The sequence below is a fragment of the Paracoccus endophyticus genome, from assembly GCF_003286075.1.
Classification (GTDB): Bacteria; Pseudomonadota; Alphaproteobacteria; order Rhodobacterales; family Rhodobacteraceae; genus Paracoccus; species Paracoccus endophyticus.
Map to the genome: position 1 here is coordinate 20899 of NZ_QLUV01000002.1, position 15393 is coordinate 36291.

Consider the following 15393-nt stretch of genomic DNA (forward strand, 5'->3'; position numbering starts at 1 on the left):
AATGACCCTTGATTGTGACGTGAGCCGAAACACAACCATTGGTTGATCGGCATTTCTGGGCTATGCATTCGCATGGGCTGGCCCCATCTGGGCCATGGATCACCTTTGCCACGCTGAGAGAATCGCATGCAAGTTCTGACGCCCCAGCAGTTCGCCGACCGGCTGATGACAACCTCGTATCCCGACGGCGAGACGCGGACGATGCGCCCCGGTTCGTCGGGGATCACCGTCAACCTGACCGACCTGACCGGTCAGGAAAAGGGTCTGGCCCGCGCCGCTTTGGCCGAGATCGCGTCCGTGACCGGGTTGCGCTTTGCGGACACCACGGGATCGGCGCAGATCGAGTATTCGAACGACGGCAAGGGCGCGCAGACGCAGACCTCGGGGGAGGGTAATACGATCAACTGGGCAGACGTGCGGATCGCCTCGGACCGGGTCGCCCCAGGCGACGGCTATGGCAGCTTTGCGTTCCGCACCTATATGCACGAGACGCTGCACGCGCTGGGGCTGGGCCACCCGCAGGATTACGGAACCGTGCGCGCGTTCTCGCAGTCGAGCGTCGCGAACGACAGCTGGCAGATCAGCCTGATGTCGTATTTCGACCAGACCGAGAACACATGGGTCGATGCCGACAAGGCTTATCACCTGACGCCGATGATGGCCGATCATCTTGCCCTGCGGCAGATGTACGACGCCCCTGCCATGCGCCTGGGCAACACCACCTATGGCGTCGGCTCGACGGCGGGCGGGGCGCTGGACCGGGCCGCCCCGCTGGGACAGTCCGAGCAGCGGGTCACGTTCCTGGTGGCCGACCATGGCGGGGTCGATCACGTCAACTTTGCCGGTTTCACGGCCGCGCAGCGGATCAACCTTGCGGCGGGGGCCATCTCGGACGTCATGGGCGCGCTGGGCAACATGCAGATCGCCACCGGCACGGTGATCGAGCACGCCACAGGGGGCGCGGGCGCGGACACCCTCGTCGGCAATGGCGCCGCGAACCGCCTGGCCGGCGGGAACGGGGCCGACCGCCTCTATGGCCGTGCCGGCGCGGATGCCCTTCAGGGCGGGGACGGGCGCGACACGCTGGCGGGCGAGGACGGCAACGACCGGCTGTTCGGCGGCAGGGGCGACGACCGGCTGCTGGGCGGCGCGGGCAACGACAGCCTGTTCGAGTCCGCGGGCGCAAACCTTCTGGACGGGGGCGCGGGCAACGATTCGCTGTCTGGCGGCGCCGGTGCCGACCAGATGCTGGGCGGGGCGGGACGGGACACGCTGACCGGCGGCCTCGGGGCGGACCGGATCAGCGGGGGCGACGGCAACGACTGGCTGCGCGGCGGCGCGGGGGCGGACACGCTGATCGCGAACACGGGGGCGGACGTGCTGGACGGGGGGGCCGGGAACGATCTGCTGCGCGGCGGCGCCGGGCGCGACCGCTTTGTGTTCACCAGCGGTGCGGACCGGGTGCAGTGGTTCGATCCGGCAACCGACGTGATCGACCTGCGCGGCCTTGCCGGTCTGGACAGTTGGGATGACGTCCGGGCCCGGCTGACCCTGTCGGGCGACGATGTGGTGTTCCGCCTGGGCGATCACACGCTGACCATCGAGGATCAGGACCGGGGCGCGCTGGATGCCACGAATGTCCTGTGGTGAGCGGGTGCGCCCTTGCCGCGACCTGCTTGCCCGGCCCTGCGCCGTGCCGTCCGGTGGCCCCGCCGCGCGCGGCCGCGGCAGGCGCCGCGGGACGCAGGGCGCGCCGCCGGCGGCGTCGCAGGCCCGGTGAACGGCGTTCGTGCCCGTTGGACGGTGGACGGGGGCCGTCAGGGCCGCGCGTCACTCGGGGTCTGTCACGGTCAGCTCGACAGGGTCCAGCCCGTCGATCTCGCCCCGGACCACGCTGCCGGGCACGACCGGCCCCACGCCCGCGGGGGTGCCGGTGAGGATCAGGTCGCCGGGGGCGAGATGATAGAACCGCGACAGATCCGCCACCAGTTCGGGCACCGACCAGACCATGTCGGACAGCCGCGCATCCTGCCGCGTCGCGCCGTCCAGCGTCAGGCTGATGCGCCGGCTGCCCAGCGCCCCCAGATCGGCCGCGCGGGTGATCGGGCCGATCACGGCCGACCCCTCGACGTCCTTGGCCAGGTCCCACGGCTGGCGGCGGTCCTTGAACCGCGCCTGCAGGTCGCGCCGCGTCATGTCCAGCCCCGCGCCATAACCCAGCACCGCGTCCATCGCCTGCGCCGCCGTGACCCGGAAGGCCGGCGCACCGATGGCCACGGCCAGTTCCATCTCGTGGTGATAATCCGCGGTGCCGGGCGGATAGGGCAGGCGCGCCCCGCCGCGCACGACGGCCAGCGCCGACTTGGTAAAGTAGAAGGGCGCCTCGCGGTCCACCTCGGCCCCCATTTCCGCGGCATGGGCGGCATAGTTGCGCCCCACGCAGAAGACGCGGTGGACGGGGAACACGGCGTCCTCGCCCCGCACAGGCAGCGTGGGCCAGGCAGGCGAGGGGAAAAGCGTCGTCGTCATGGCGGGGGTCCCCCAGGGTGCGTGCGGCGAGCGCCAGCATGACCATGCCCGCCGTCTTGTCGAGTGCGCCGCCGCGTTCCCGGCTGTTTGCAACCACCGCGCGACCTGCCTATGGTGCGTGCGACCTGCCACATGGGGGATGCTGATGGCCCGGCCGCGCGTGCTGATCCTTGCCGAGGACTGCAACCCCCAGTGGCCCTCGCTGCCGATCGTGGGCTACAACTATGCCCGTGCGCTGGGCCGGGCGGCCGACATCACGCTGGTCACGCATGTGCGCAACCGCGACAACATCGAGGCCGCGGGCGACATGACGGGGCCGGTCAGCTACATCGACACCGAATGGCTGGCCGCGCCGATGTACAAGCTGGCGCGGGCGCTGCGCGGCGGGGACCAGGTGGCGTGGTCCACCAGCCAGATGATGGCCTATCTGCCCTATCTGGCGTTCGAACATCAGACCCTTCGCCGGTTTCGTCCGCGGCTGGCGGGGGGCGAATTCGACCTGGTCCACCGCATCACGCCGATGTCGCCGACGCTGCCCTCGCCCATGGCCGGGCGGACGCGGCAGCCGTTCGTGATCGGGCCGCTGAACGGCAACCTGGACTGGCCCGCCGCCTATGCCGGCGAGCAGCGGCGCGAAAAGGAACGGCTGCGGGCGCTGCGCGGGGCTTACCGCCTGCTGCCCTATGCCCGCCGGACGTGGCGCCGGGCCGCCTGCGTGCTGGCGGCGTTCCAGCACACCATCGACGACCTGACCGCCGTCGATCCCGCGCGCATCGTGTCGTTCCCCGAAATCGGCATCGACCCCGCGATCTTTCACGCCAAGGGCCGCCGCCCGGCGTTCTCAGGGCCCGGTCCGTTCCGGTTCCTGTATGCGGGCCGGCTGGTCCCCTACAAGCTGCCCGAGGCGGCGATCCGGGCCTTTGCGACCGCGCCGGCGCTGGCGGGCCACCGTCTGTCGATCATCGGCGACGGCCCCGAGCGCCCGCGGCTGGAGGCGATGGTCGCCGAGGCCGGCGCGGCCGACCGGATCGTGTTCGAGGGGCGCAAGTCCCAGGCCGAGGTGGCAGGCGCCATGCGCGAGGCCGACGCCTTTGTCTTTCCGTCGATCCGCGAACTGGGCGCGGGCGTCGTGATCGAGGCGATGGCCTGCGGCATGGTCTGCCTTGTGGCCGACTATGGCGCGCCCGGCGCGCTTGTGGCCGAGGGGCGCGGCATCGCCGTGCCGCTGGCCCCGCTGGAGGATCTGATCGTGGACCTGCGCGCGGCGATGGAACGCTGCGTCACCGACCCCGCGCCCTTGGCCGGTATGGTGGCGCGCGCGCAGGCCCATGCCGCCCGCTTCGACTGGGACGAAAAGGCGCGCTACACCGCGCAGATCTATGAGGCCGTGCTGGCCGGGCGTCCGCTGGGGGACTTTGCGGCCTATGCCTGACCGCGCGCCCGATCCCCGCCCGATCGCCTATCTGGTGCCCGAGTTTCCGCAGCAGACGCACGCCTTCTTCTGGCGCGAGATCGCGGCGATCGAGGATGCGGGCGCGCAGGTCGCCCTGTTCTCGACCCGTCGCCCGCCGCTGGACGCCTGCCCGCACCCCTTCCGGGACGAGGCGCGGGCGCGCACGCAATACCTGTTCCCGCCCCGCCCCGGACCCGCCGCGGCGCTGGCGCTGCGTCCTGTCGCGCTGGCCCGGGCGACCGCCTATGTGGCCGGGCTGCGCCAGACCCCGGCCAGGGGCCGCGCCCGGCTGGTGGCGCTGATCCCCAGCGCGGCCGATCTGGCGCAGGCCTGCCGGGCGGTGAACGCGCGGCATCTGCACGTCCATTCCTGCGCCGACGCCGCGCATCTGGCGGTGCTGGCGCACCGGCTGGGCGGGCCCGGCTACAGCCTGACGCTGCACGGCGACCTGGATGTCTATGGCACCGACCACGCCGCCAAGATGGGCGCTGCGCGCTTTGTCAGCACCGTCACCGGGGCGCTTGCGGCGCAGGTCGCGGGGGTTGCGCCGGGGGTGCCGAACCCGGTGATCTGGATGGGCGTGGACACCGACCGCTTTCGTCCGCGCGCGGGTTCGCCGCCCGACCGGCCGTTCACCGTGGTCACCGTGGCGCGGCTGGCGCAGGTCAAGGGGCACCGGTTCCTGCTGCGCGCGCTGGCCCGGCTGCGGGCCGAGGGGCGGGCGCTGTCCTGCGTGATCGCGGGCGACGGCCCCGACCGTGACGCCATCCTGGCCGAGATCGCGGCGCTGTCCCTGGGCGACTGCACCCGGCTGACCGGCGCCGTGGCCGAGGACGGGGTGCGCGACCTGCTGCACGGGGCCGACGCGCTGGCGCTGACCTCGATCGGGCAGGGCGAGGCCGCCCCTGTCGCGGTGATGGAGGCGATGGCCTGCGGCCTGCCGGTCGTGGCCTCGGTCATCGGGGGCACGCCCGACATGATCCGCGACGGTCACGACGGCCTCCTCGTGCCGCAGCAGGACGTCGAGGCGATCGCGGGCGCCTTGCGCGGGCTGATGGACGACCCCGCCCGCCGCGCCGCCATCGGCCGGGCGGCGCGCGCCCGCGCGGTCGAGGCGTTCGACCACCACGCCAACGCGCTGAAGCTGCTGCATCAGATCGACGCGGTCAGCGGGGCGGACTGACCCCGCGCAACCGCCGCCGCGGCGCAACGGGACCGGCCCGGCGCGCCTTGTGCCGCGCCATGCCGCCCGTCACCTCGGCCGATCGGACTGCGGCAGCCAGTCGGCGGCGAGGATCTCTCCGCCCTCGGTCACGACGGCCTCGCGCGGGATGGGGTGGCTGATGAAATGCACGGGGCTGGTCGTGGGGCCATAGGCGCCGCTCATGTGCAGGGCGATCAGCGCGCCGGGGTCCACCCGTGGCAGCATCGCCCCCTGCGCCAGCCGGTCGATCGAGGTGCAGAGCGGGCCTGTCAGGTTCACCGGCTCGATTTCGCCGTCGCCGCCGCCGTCCCTGCCGCCGACAAGATGCAGGCGATAGTTGCGGTGGATCACCATCCCGAAATGCCCGCTGGCCGCCAGATGCGCGTTCATGCCCCCGTCGCACAGCGCGATGCGCTGCCCGCGCGAGTCCTTGACCGCGACCACGCGGGTCAGGAACCACCCGGCCGGGCCGACAAGATAGCGCCCGAGTTCGAGCACGGGGCGGGCGAACCGCCCCTCGGCCGCCAGCGCGTCCAGGTCGGGGGCGATGTCGCCCGCCACCGCCGACAGGTCCAGCGGCGTGTCGGTCAGGTGATAGGGAATGCCCAGGCCCGCCCCCAGGATCAGCCGCAGCGGACCGTCCGCGCACAGCGGCGCCAGCGCGCGCGCCAGGGCGATGAAGATGCGCCAGTTCTCGACCACCGCCTCGGGCCGCAGGCACTGGGTGCCGGAATAGAAATGCAGACCCGCCAGCCGCAAATTGGGCAGCGCCGCGATCTGCGCCAGCGTGTCGGCGGCCTCTTCGGCGTCGATGCCGAAGGGGCTGGGCCGCCCCGCCATCTGGTCGCCGAAGCCCTTGGGCACGCGGTCGGGGGCGATGCGGGCCAGGACCGACTGCCGCAGGCCCATTTCGCCCGCGATGGCATCGGCCGCGCGCGCCTCGGCCAGCGATTCCACCACCAGATCCCCGATCCCCGCCGCCAGCGCGGCGCGGATTTCGGGGTCGCGCTTGGCGGGACCGGTAAAGCTGATGCGGCCCGCGTCCCAGCCGGCGGCGGTGGCCTGTGCCAGTTCGCCCCCCGACGACACGTCCAGCCCGTCCACCATCCCGCCCAGCGCCCGCAGCAGCACCGGGTTGGGGTTGGCCTTGACCGCAAAGCTCAGCCCCACCCGCCCGCCGAAGGCCGCCCGCAGCCGCGCCGCGCGCGCAGCCACCCGGCGCAGGTCGTAAAGATAGACGGGCGTGCCCCCCGCGGCCGCGCGCGCCAGCATGGCGTCGTCGGCCGGCGACAGGTCGCAGGCCGCCCCGTCCACGACCCCCGCGGGCTCAGCGGCGGGCGGCGACAAGGGCCAGCATCCGGTTCGCGGTGTCCAGGTTCTCCAGCGTCACGTCCTCGGTCCCCATGCGGACATGGCCGTGGTCCTCGATATAGCCGATCACCTGCATCATCGCGATCGAGTCGATCAGCCCCGAGGAAAACAGCGGCGTGTCCGGCGCCACGCTGTCGTCGCCGGCGACGCGACGCAGGAAATACAACAGCTCATCTTGGGTCATCAGGGGCTCCGTCCTTGGGGGTGCTGGCCGCCGCCACGGATTTCCGATCCAGCTTGCCGCTGGAAATCCGGGGCATCGGGCCGTCCCATGCGTGAATGCGCCGGGGTATCATGTAATGCGCGGCATGGGCGCGAAAATGCGCGACCAGCGCCGCCTCGGAATAGCCGTCGCGGGGGCTGACGGCCAGATGCACGGCCTGCCCCAGGGCATCGTCGTCGACCCCCCAGGCCACGGCGTCCGCGACAAGGCCACTGGCGTAGGCATGCTCCTCGACCTCTTCGGGACTGAGGCGGAAGCCCATCGTCTTGATCATCGCATCGCGGCGTCCGACGAACCACAGGTCGCCGTCCGCATCCATGCGGACCGTGTCGCCGGAATGCACGACCCGCACACCCCCCAGGGCGGGGCAGGGCCGGAACTTCTCGGCGGTCTGTTCGGGGCTGCGCCAGTACCCCGGGCTGACCAGCGGCCCGGCGTGGATCAGCTCGCCCTCCTCTCCGGGGCCGGCCAGCGTCCCGTCGGGGCGCAGCACGCGGATGTCGGCGCCGGGTATCGCGCGCCCGATCGCGCCGCGCTTGGCCGCAAACAGTGCGGGCGGCAGGTGGGTGGACCGGAACGCCTCGGTCAGACCGTACATCAGGTGGATCGCCACGCCGGGAAACACCTGCGGCATCAGGGCCAGGATCGGGTCGGGGATCTTGCCGCCGGTGTTGGTCACGCGCCGCAGCGTGGGCATGGGCGTGGGGTTGTCGGCCAGATGCCGCACCACCTGCCCCCACAGCGGCGGCACGCAGGCCAGCCCCGTCGCGCCGTGGCGGTTGACGGTGGCCACGATCTCGGCCGCCATCGGGACGGGCTGATGGATGACCGTGCCGCCCAGCAGCAGCATCGTCGTCAGCTGGTTCAGCCCATAGTCGAAGCTGTAGGGCAGGACGCTGACCAGCCGGTCGTCGGGCGAAAGCCCCAGATAGCGCGACACGGCGCGGGCGCCCGTCAGGACATTGTGATGCGTCAGCATCACGCCCTTGGGCCGCCCGGTCGATCCCGAGGTGTAGAGGATCATCGCCAGATCGCTGTCCAGCACCGGGGCGGGCGGCGGCGGCGGCCCGGCATCGGCCCAACCCTGCGGCCCGCGCAGCAGCACCGGGGGGGCGCCGGGGTCCAGGCGGGCGGCCTGCGCGGGGCCGGTCAGCACCGCCGCGGCCTGGCTGTCGGCGATGACATAGCCCAGCTGGTCGGCCGTCCACTGCGCGTTGACGTTGACCACCACCGCGCCGATTCGTGCCGCCCCCATCATCGCCGCCACCTCGGACGCCGACTTGCGCAGATGCACGATCACACGGTCGCCGCGGGCCACGCCCCGCGCCGCCAGCCAGCCTGCGACGCCCGCCGCCTCGGCCATCAGGGCGGCGTAGGTGACGGTGCGGTCCGGCTCGATGATCGCGGGGGCGTCGGCGCGCGCGGGCAGGTTGTCGGCCAGCAGGTCGTGCAGGGTCATGGCAAGCGGCGTCATGGCGTTTCCCCCGCGGGGGCATCGCGCCGCCCGTCCGTTGCCCTGTGGTCGTGGTGGCCCGTCATCGTCAGGACCCGCGGCTCAGCGGCCCCAGGCGGGGCATGATGCGGGCGGGCGATCCCACCGCGATGCAGTCGTCGGGCACGTCGGTCGTCACCGCGGTGTTCGCCCCGATGCGGACCCGGTCGCCGATGCGGATCGCCCCCAGCACGCACGAGTTGACGCCCACGAACACGTCGTTTCCGATCACCGGCGCGCCCGGCCCCATGTTGGTGCCGATCGTGACGTTGTGCATCACCCCGAACCGCTCGCCGATCACGGCAGCGGGGTGGATCGAGATCGAGCCTTCGCAATGGACGATGTGAAACTCGCGCCCGATCCGGGTCTGGGGCGGGATGAACACCCGCGTCCACCCGGCAACGAAGACGTTGAGCAGCCCATAGGTCTTGCCGGCGATCGCCCGCGACCAGCGGTGCTGGCGCGAGATTGCCCACTGGCCAAAGCGGAACGTCGCCATCGCCAGGAAGGCGGGCTCCTGCAGGCGCCGACCATGGACAACCCAGTCGCCGTGGATCGCCGCGTGCAGGCTGCGCAGGTCCGGCAGCGGGCGATAGGGCTCGGCGCCGGCGGCGCCCGGCACGTCGCCGGCGGTCCCGCCCGGGAGGGGTCCCGTGCCCGTCATGCCGCGTCCGCCATCAGATCAAAGGTTGCCATCAGCTCGTCGCCCTCCACCGCAAAGTGACGGGCCGAGCCGGTCCCGATCAGGATGCCGTAATCCTGAAGGCGCCGGTCCGTCATCAGCTTGAGTCCGCCGTTCACCCGGTCAGGGGGGTGGATCGTCAGCAGGCCCGTGCCCGGCGCCATCGAGACGAGCGCATGGGCCAGCTGGCTGCCCTCGTTCCCGACGGCGATGCGGGCGCCGGCGCAGGCCGCGATGATCGTGGCGGCATCGTCGCGCCGGGGGTCCAGGATGGTCAGCCCCCGGTCGCGGGCCAGCCGCTCGGCCAGTCGCTGTTCGTCGGCCAGGATGCGCTTCATCCCGCTGTCGCCGCGCAGGATGAACACGCCGGGATGCGGCGTCGCGTCCGCGCCCGCGATCAGCCGGCGCCGCTGTTCGGCGGCGCGGGCCTGCTGGCCCGGGTTGGCGCCGTGATCGTCGTAGAGCACCAACTCCTCGAACCGGCCCGAGCTGAGAGGCGCGGGGTCCATCCCCAGCCGCGCCTGATAATCGGTCATGTGCCCGGCCGGCGGGGGCGACCGTGTCGTCGCGATGGGGCTGTCGGCCAGGCGCTCGGCCAGCAGCCAGGTCACGCAATCCTCGGCCAGCCAGTTGCCGAAATAGGTGTTGCCGATCCAGCTTTCATACAGCGTCGCGCGTCCCGCGGCGGGGGGCGAGCGGTACCAGGCAGCGTGACCGTGGCGCGGCTGCAGGTGGCGCGACGCCCCGCCTGCGTACAGCACCCCGTTCACCAGATCGACGTCGCGCAGCCGCAGGGCCCGCGTCGGCGGCTGGGGCGCATCAAAGCCGCCGGTGAAATGCTGCATCACGTCGGCCGGCGAGGCGAATTCGGTCCCCCGCATCCGGTCCATCATGCCGGGCAGGCACAGGACCGGCGCGACGGCCAGGCTGCCGCCGGGTTCGACGTCGGCGACCTCGGCCCGGGACAGGATGTCGGGCACCGCCCGGCCAAGCCGGGACAGCACCGCGTTCAGGCCGGGGCGAATCGAGATCATGCCGCGTTCTCCTTTTGAACGGCCCGGCGGGGCCATGGCCGGCGGTCCGGCCGGACCACTGGCCGGCGCAGGCCCTCGACGGCCGGCTCTGCCGGACGGGCAGGGGGCGCGGCCGTCACCGGAACACCGCCGGCTGGGCTGCCAGATGGTCGAGCACCCGCTGGGCGATGGCGGCGTGATCGGCGACCGAAGGGTGCCAGCCGCAGGCGGTCTTGCCCATCCGGGGCAGGGCCAGCAGGGCGACGGCGTGGTCGCCCGCCTTGGCCCGCAGGTCCAGCGCCGCACGGTGCGCGCGCAGATAGGGGCGGCCGTATTCGGGCCAGACCGCCAGCAGGATGGCGGCATCCGGCGCGCCCGCCCGCACCTCGGCCAGAAACTCGGCGAGGGCCGGGGCAAAATCGCGGCCGACGGCGCGCGGGCTGTCCCACGGCTCGCCGGGCTGCAGGGGCGAGGCGAAGTCGTTCGACCCGATCGCCACCACGATCAACTGCGGCTGCCAGGGGTCAGCGCCAGTCGGCGGCGTGTCGACCCTCGGTCCCTCCCCCGCCCACAGGGTGCGCGGATACAGCGCGGGCAGGGTGCGGTCCGGCGCCGCGCCGCCATAGTTGCGGATCAGCCCCAGGCCGGTTGCGGCGTGCAGCCGCAGGTCGGCCCCCAGCGCGCGGGCCACCTGCGCCGGCCAGGCGGCGGTGCTGTCGCTGGACGCCCGCGTCGTCGCCTCGTCGCAGTCCCGGCCGTCATGCAGAATGCCGTGGCCGGTGCTGTCGGAATCGCCGATGACCTCGATGCGGCGCCTTGGGGACGCGGGCGCGGGCCGCGCCGCCTCTGCCGCGGGGACCAGCAGGCGCGGCAGGACGCCAGGCGCGTCGGGCGTCTCGCCCAGCGTCTCGATCGTCAGCCGGTGCGGACCCGGACCGCGGGGCGCCAGATCCAGCGTGCCCGCCGGAGGACGGTCCAGCACCACGACCGAGGTGTCCGGCGCGCCGGGATCGAGCGTCACGCGATAGCGCGCGGGGCTGTCGGACAGGGCCAGCGCCGCCTTGGGTCCGGTGAACTCGGCTTCGGCCCGGATGGCGGGCCACTGGTGGAAAATCTTTCCGTTCTGGATTGCCACCCGGCCCTGCACCCGCGTCGGCACCTCGGCCCAGTCGTTGTCCGCTTGTGCAGCGCCGGTTCCGCCCCAAGCCAGCAGAGCCGTCGCCACGACCGCCACGCGCAGGGGCGACCGAGCCCCGCCGCCCCAGCCGGCAGGCCGGGGCCGGGGGACGCGGGCGGCGGCCGTGCGGAAAGGGGTCACGCCACGGGCGGCACGATCAGCCGCCATGAATACCAGGCGCCCGCGGCCAGGATCGCCACCGTGACAGCCAGGCGGACCAGTCCGGCCGTCCGTTCCGCCGGCGTGGGCACACGCCGCGCGACCGCGATCACGCCGATCCCCAGCGCCTTTTCCAGTTGCCGCGGGGTCCGCAGGATGGGCCGCGCCAGTTCCAGCAGCAGCGCCAGCAGCAGGGCCGCCCCCATGCTGCCCGCCAGCCCCAGCACCGCCACCCGCCGGCGGCTGGAGGACTGCGGCTGCTCGGGCACCGCCGCGCGTTCCAGGATCACCATCCGCTCGCCATGCTCGCCCGAGATCAGCCCCTCGTCCAGACGGGCCGCCGCCAGACGGGTCGCCACCGCGTCGCGCTGGGTGTCCAGCGCCTGCAGCCGCCGGTTCAGCGTGTCCAGCCGCTGCGCGACCTCGGGCATCCGGGCGATGGCCCGGTCGATATCGGCCAGCCGGCTGTCCAGCGCGGTCCGCTCATCCTCCATGGTGGACAGCTGGTCGTCGATCAGGGCCACCTGGCGCTGGACGCCGGGCGACAGGTTGCTGACCCCGCCGCGCTGCAACTCCTCGATCTGGGCTTCGAGGCGCAGCACCTCGGGGTGGGTATTGCTGAGCCGACGGCGGGCCTGCGCCAGATCGACGCGCAGCCGGCCGATCTGCTCGGACAACGACACGGTGGCGTTGCCGCCCTCGGTACTGCCGCCGCTGACCTCCAGCGTCAGGCGCTCGCGTTCCAGCGTCTGGATGCTGCGCGTGGTGTCCACGCGCTGGACCTGAAGGGTGGTCATTTCGGTCTGCAGCACCTCGAGGTTCTCGGGCAGGGCCTCGCCCTCGTCCCGGCGCAGGGCCTCGACCTCCTCCCGCAGGGCGGCTGTCTGCGCCAGCAGGCGCTGATCCTCGACGTTCAGCGCGGCGACCAGGTCGGCCAGGCGCTGGACGACCACGTTGCGGTTGCCCTCGACGATCTGGTCGGCAATGTCGTTGGCCACGGCCGCGGCGGTGGCCCCCGTCCCCGCGTTCGCCGTGACCATCAGCGCCGAGACCCCCGCATCCGCCCCCGGCGCGCCCGCGGACGGGATCAGGTCGATGCGCACATCCTGCCGGAACCGGGCGATGCGGTCGCCTTCGGTCATCTCGGGCGCGTCGTCGAACAGGTGGTGGCGCGCGATCATGTCGATCACGTTCTGTCGGGTCATCACCCGCTGCTCGATCAGCCGCAGCCGCGCGGGCGCATCCGAGAGCTGCCCGCCCGTCGCCACGCCCTGCATCGCCGAGGGTTGCAGCTGGATCACCTCGATGGCCTGGTAGGTGCGCGGCAGCGAGGTGGCATAGGTCAGCGTGGCCACGATGCCCGCGACCAGCACGGCCGCGATCAGCGGCGCGCGGCGCACCAGCATCGAGATCAGTTCGCGCAGTCCGACGATCGGTCCCATTCAGCCCTCGGCATCATAGAGAAACAGGCCCAGGACGGGACGGCGCGCCGCCACCAGCCGTTCGGCACCGCGCACGCTCGTGGCGGTGTCCTGGGTGCCGTCGACGGCGATCAGCACGGTGTCCACCATCTCGACCGCCGCAATGCCGGCATCGCCCGCCAGGATCGGCGGGACATGAACCACGACCAGGTCGGGCGCAAGCTCGGCCAGAAGGTCGGCGACATGGCGGTGGAACTGCTCGGCCAGCAGCGTTTCGGACCCGCGCCCGGCCGCCGCCGCAAAGCTGATCAGCGCCAGGTTCGGCTGCACCCGCGACCGGCAGCTGCGGGTCGGTCCGTTCGGCGCCGTCAGGGTCTGGCCCAGAAGGCCCAGCACCGGCTGGCGTTCCAGGTCCAGGTCCACCAGCGCCACGCGTTGATCCGGCCGGCGCGCGGCGGCCAGCGCCAGGTTCAGCGCCGTCGTGGCCGAGGCCGGTCCCGGGCTGGATTGCGTGACCCCCAGGCGTGACCAGTGGGCATCCGCCATCACGTGAAGCGCGCGCGTCCGCAGCACGTCATAGGGGTGGGTGGCGGCCAGGCCGGGATGGCCGGGCGGCCCCCCTGCAAGCCTGCGGCGCAGGGCCGCGCCGTGCGGCCAGGCCAGCGGCAGCAGCGTGGCCCAGGCGTCGCCCTGGGGGCTGCGCGCCTGATCGGTTTCGCCGGGCGCGGCCCGCGGGGCGCCTGCGGCAGGACGGCCCGTGCTGCCGGCAAGCGTCGCGGCGGCCGGCGTGCCCGTCGGCATCACGGCTGCGTCACGGGGCAGGGGCACGGTCTCGCCCTGCGGATGCGATTCCTGCTGCCTGCCGCCGCGCGGCGGATCGGCCATCGGCGCCCCTGGCGCGCCCGGAGGGAGGGACGGGGACACCGGAGAGGGCACCACCGCGCCCCTGTCCAGATCGGCCGATCGGTGCCCGTGCAGCGCCTTCGCCGCACGACTGTTCTTTGCGGTGCCGTCCACGATATCCCCGGTTTGCTTTCGTCTTGAATAATACGCGACTTTCCTGCTCTCTCAACGAGAGATTGCATGGCGCCTGGGTCGATGTCGCGCATTTTCAGATGAAAATGCAATCATTTCAATGAAGGCCTGTCTTTTCGGACAGGGTTGCCCGGGCGCGCGGCCTGCCTATGCTAGCGCCGGTTGTAAGGCAAAGAGGGTTTACGGTGCATTCGCCGCTGGGCTTGATCGTCCTGACACTGTGGCCGATGGTGGCGGCGGTGCTGTTTTCGCGCCTGGACCGCGTCAACGCGGTCATCTGGACGATCCTGGGCGGGTATCTGGCGCTGCCCCCAGTGGTCGGCATCGACCTGCCGATGGTGCCCCTACTGGACAAGAACTCGGTCGCGGCGCTGTCGGCGCTGGCGGGCGTGCTGATCCTGGGAACAGGCAGCGCCGGGCCGGCCCCGGCCATGCCCGGCTGGATCAAGGTGATGCTGGCGATGGGCGTGCTGTCGCCCGTGCTGACCGCGATGGCCAACACCGAGCCCCTGATCGACGGCGTCAGCTTTCGCCGTCCGATGGGCCCCTATGACGGCTTCACCGGGGCGATTGCCGCCGCCATCGACATCATCCCGTTCATCCTGGGCTATCTGGTGCTGTCCTCGCCGCAGGCCCTGCGGGCGTGGCTGCGGGCGCTGGTGCTGGGCGCGCTGGCCTATGCGCCGCTGATGCTGCTGGAAATCCGGGTCAGCCCGCAGATCAACGTCTGGGTCTACGGGTTCTTCGCGCATGATTTCGGGCAGATGATGCGCTATGGCGGGTTCCGCCCCATGGTGTTCCTGACCCATGGCCTGTGGGTGGCGATCTTCACCGCGTCGGCCGTGCTGGCGGCGGCGGTGCGGCTGCGCGACCGCGCCATCGACGGCGCGGCGCGCGGACGGCGGCTGGCGATCCTGGCCGGCCTGCTGGTGCTGCTGGTGCTGTGCAAGAGCCTGGCCTCGATCCTCTATGCGGTCCTCCTCGTGCCGCTGATCCTGCTGGCGCCCCCCCGGGTCCAGTTCCGGCTGGCCGCCGTGCTGGCGCTGGTCGTGCTGTTCTATCCGCTGCTGCGGTGGGTGGAGGCGCTTCCCGTCCGCGCAGTCAGCGATTTCGTCATGGGCCTGGACGCCGATCGCGGCGGGTCGCTGGAGTTCCGGCTGATGAACGAGGACGTGCTGCTGGCCCGCGCGGCCGAAAAGCCGCTGACAGGCTGGGGCGGCTGGAACCGCAACCACGAGGTCGATCCGTTCAGCGGCCGCGTGACCACCGTCACGGACGGGAAATGGATCGTGCAGATGTCGGGCGGCGGGCTGATCGGGTTCCTGTGGATGTTCGGGCTGCTGTCGGGGTCGGTCCTGCGGGCCGGGCGGGCCGTGCGCCGCGCCGCGTCGTCGTCCGACATCCCGGCGGCGGGGCTGGCGCTGATCCTGGCCGCCAACCTGGTCGACCTGATCCCCAACGGCACGCTGACCTCGCTGACCTGGGTCTCGGCCGGGGTGCTGGCCGGCTGGGCCGTGCGGCGGCAGACCGACAGCACCGCCGCCGCCGCGGCCCCGGCGCGCGGCGGGGCCGAGCCCCTGCGCGTGATCCTGACGTGACGGCGCCGCCCTGCCCGCGGTCCCGCTGCGCGGGGG

Annotated in this window: 13 protein-coding genes; 4 read left to right on the forward strand and 9 right to left on the reverse strand. The window is 72.5% G+C overall.

Going from position 1 to position 15393, the window contains the following annotated elements; all coding sequences use genetic code 11:
• Positions 1-126: 126 nt before the first annotated feature.
• The gene (locus DPQ23_RS16040) at positions 127-1650 is read left to right on the forward strand and encodes a M10 family metallopeptidase (protein WP_112873369.1); all 1524 of its coding nucleotides are present in this window, start codon (positions 127-129) and stop codon (positions 1648-1650) included.
• Between the two features lie 180 nt (positions 1651-1830).
• On the opposite strand, the gene DPQ23_RS03790 is transcribed toward DPQ23_RS16040, so the two are convergent.
• On the reverse strand, positions 1831-2529 hold the full coding sequence (locus DPQ23_RS03790; protein ID WP_112873370.1) for a fumarylacetoacetate hydrolase family protein: 699 nt from the start codon (positions 2527-2529) through the stop codon (positions 1831-1833).
• A 145-nt stretch (positions 2530-2674) separates the two neighbouring features.
• Between DPQ23_RS03790 and DPQ23_RS03795 the strand changes: the two genes are divergently transcribed.
• Both DPQ23_RS03795 and DPQ23_RS03800 read left to right on the forward strand, forming a co-directional pair.
• On the forward strand, positions 2675-3961 hold the full coding sequence (locus DPQ23_RS03795) for a glycosyltransferase family 4 protein (RefSeq protein ID WP_112873560.1): 1287 nt from the start codon (positions 2675-2677) through the stop codon (positions 3959-3961).
• On the forward strand, positions 3954-5165 hold the full coding sequence (locus DPQ23_RS03800; protein WP_162630628.1) for a glycosyltransferase: 1212 nt from the start codon (positions 3954-3956) through the stop codon (positions 5163-5165). The genes DPQ23_RS03795 and DPQ23_RS03800 overlap by 8 nt, the downstream gene beginning before the upstream one ends.
• Before the next feature lie 69 nt (positions 5166-5234).
• Here DPQ23_RS03800 and DPQ23_RS03805 read toward each other — a convergent pair whose 3' ends face one another.
• From DPQ23_RS03805 to DPQ23_RS03840, 8 genes are all read right to left on the reverse strand, one after another.
• Complete coding sequence (locus DPQ23_RS03805; RefSeq protein WP_240602403.1) at positions 5235-6533, reverse strand: type III PLP-dependent enzyme domain-containing protein; 1299 nt, start codon at positions 6531-6533, stop codon at positions 5235-5237.
• Entirely contained in the window at positions 6514-6741 is a 228-nt protein-coding gene (locus tag DPQ23_RS03810) for an acyl carrier protein (protein WP_112873371.1), read from the reverse strand. The genes DPQ23_RS03805 and DPQ23_RS03810 overlap by 20 nt, the downstream gene beginning before the upstream one ends.
• Entirely contained in the window at positions 6728-8254 is a 1527-nt protein-coding gene (locus DPQ23_RS03815; protein ID WP_112873372.1) for an AMP-binding protein, read from the reverse strand. Before DPQ23_RS03815 ends, DPQ23_RS03810 begins: the two co-directional genes overlap by 14 nt.
• A 67-nt stretch (positions 8255-8321) precedes the next feature.
• Positions 8322-8936, reverse strand: coding sequence for a serine O-acetyltransferase (locus DPQ23_RS03820; RefSeq protein WP_112873373.1), 615 nt, complete (start codon positions 8934-8936; stop codon positions 8322-8324).
• Complete coding sequence (locus tag DPQ23_RS03825; protein ID WP_162630629.1) at positions 8933-9988, reverse strand: glycosyltransferase family 61 protein; 1056 nt, start codon at positions 9986-9988, stop codon at positions 8933-8935. Before DPQ23_RS03825 ends, DPQ23_RS03820 begins: the two co-directional genes overlap by 4 nt.
• Positions 9989-10103: 115 nt before the next feature.
• Entirely contained in the window at positions 10104-11312 is a 1209-nt protein-coding gene (locus DPQ23_RS03830) for a GDSL-type esterase/lipase family protein (protein ID WP_112873375.1), read from the reverse strand.
• Positions 11282-12745 carry a GumC domain-containing protein gene (locus DPQ23_RS03835; protein WP_112873376.1) on the reverse strand — a complete coding sequence of 488 codons (1464 nt, stop codon included), beginning with the start codon at positions 12743-12745 and terminating at the stop codon, positions 11282-11284. The genes DPQ23_RS03830 and DPQ23_RS03835 overlap by 31 nt, the downstream gene beginning before the upstream one ends.
• Positions 12746-13609, reverse strand: coding sequence for a P-loop NTPase family protein (locus DPQ23_RS03840; protein WP_112873377.1), 864 nt, complete (start codon positions 13607-13609; stop codon positions 12746-12748).
• Between the two features lie 335 nt (positions 13610-13944).
• Here DPQ23_RS03840 and DPQ23_RS03845 point away from each other — a divergent pair, with 335 nt between their 5' ends.
• Complete coding sequence (locus DPQ23_RS03845) at positions 13945-15357, forward strand: hypothetical protein (protein ID WP_112873378.1); 1413 nt, start codon at positions 13945-13947, stop codon at positions 15355-15357.
• Positions 15358-15393 lie beyond the last annotated feature (36 nt).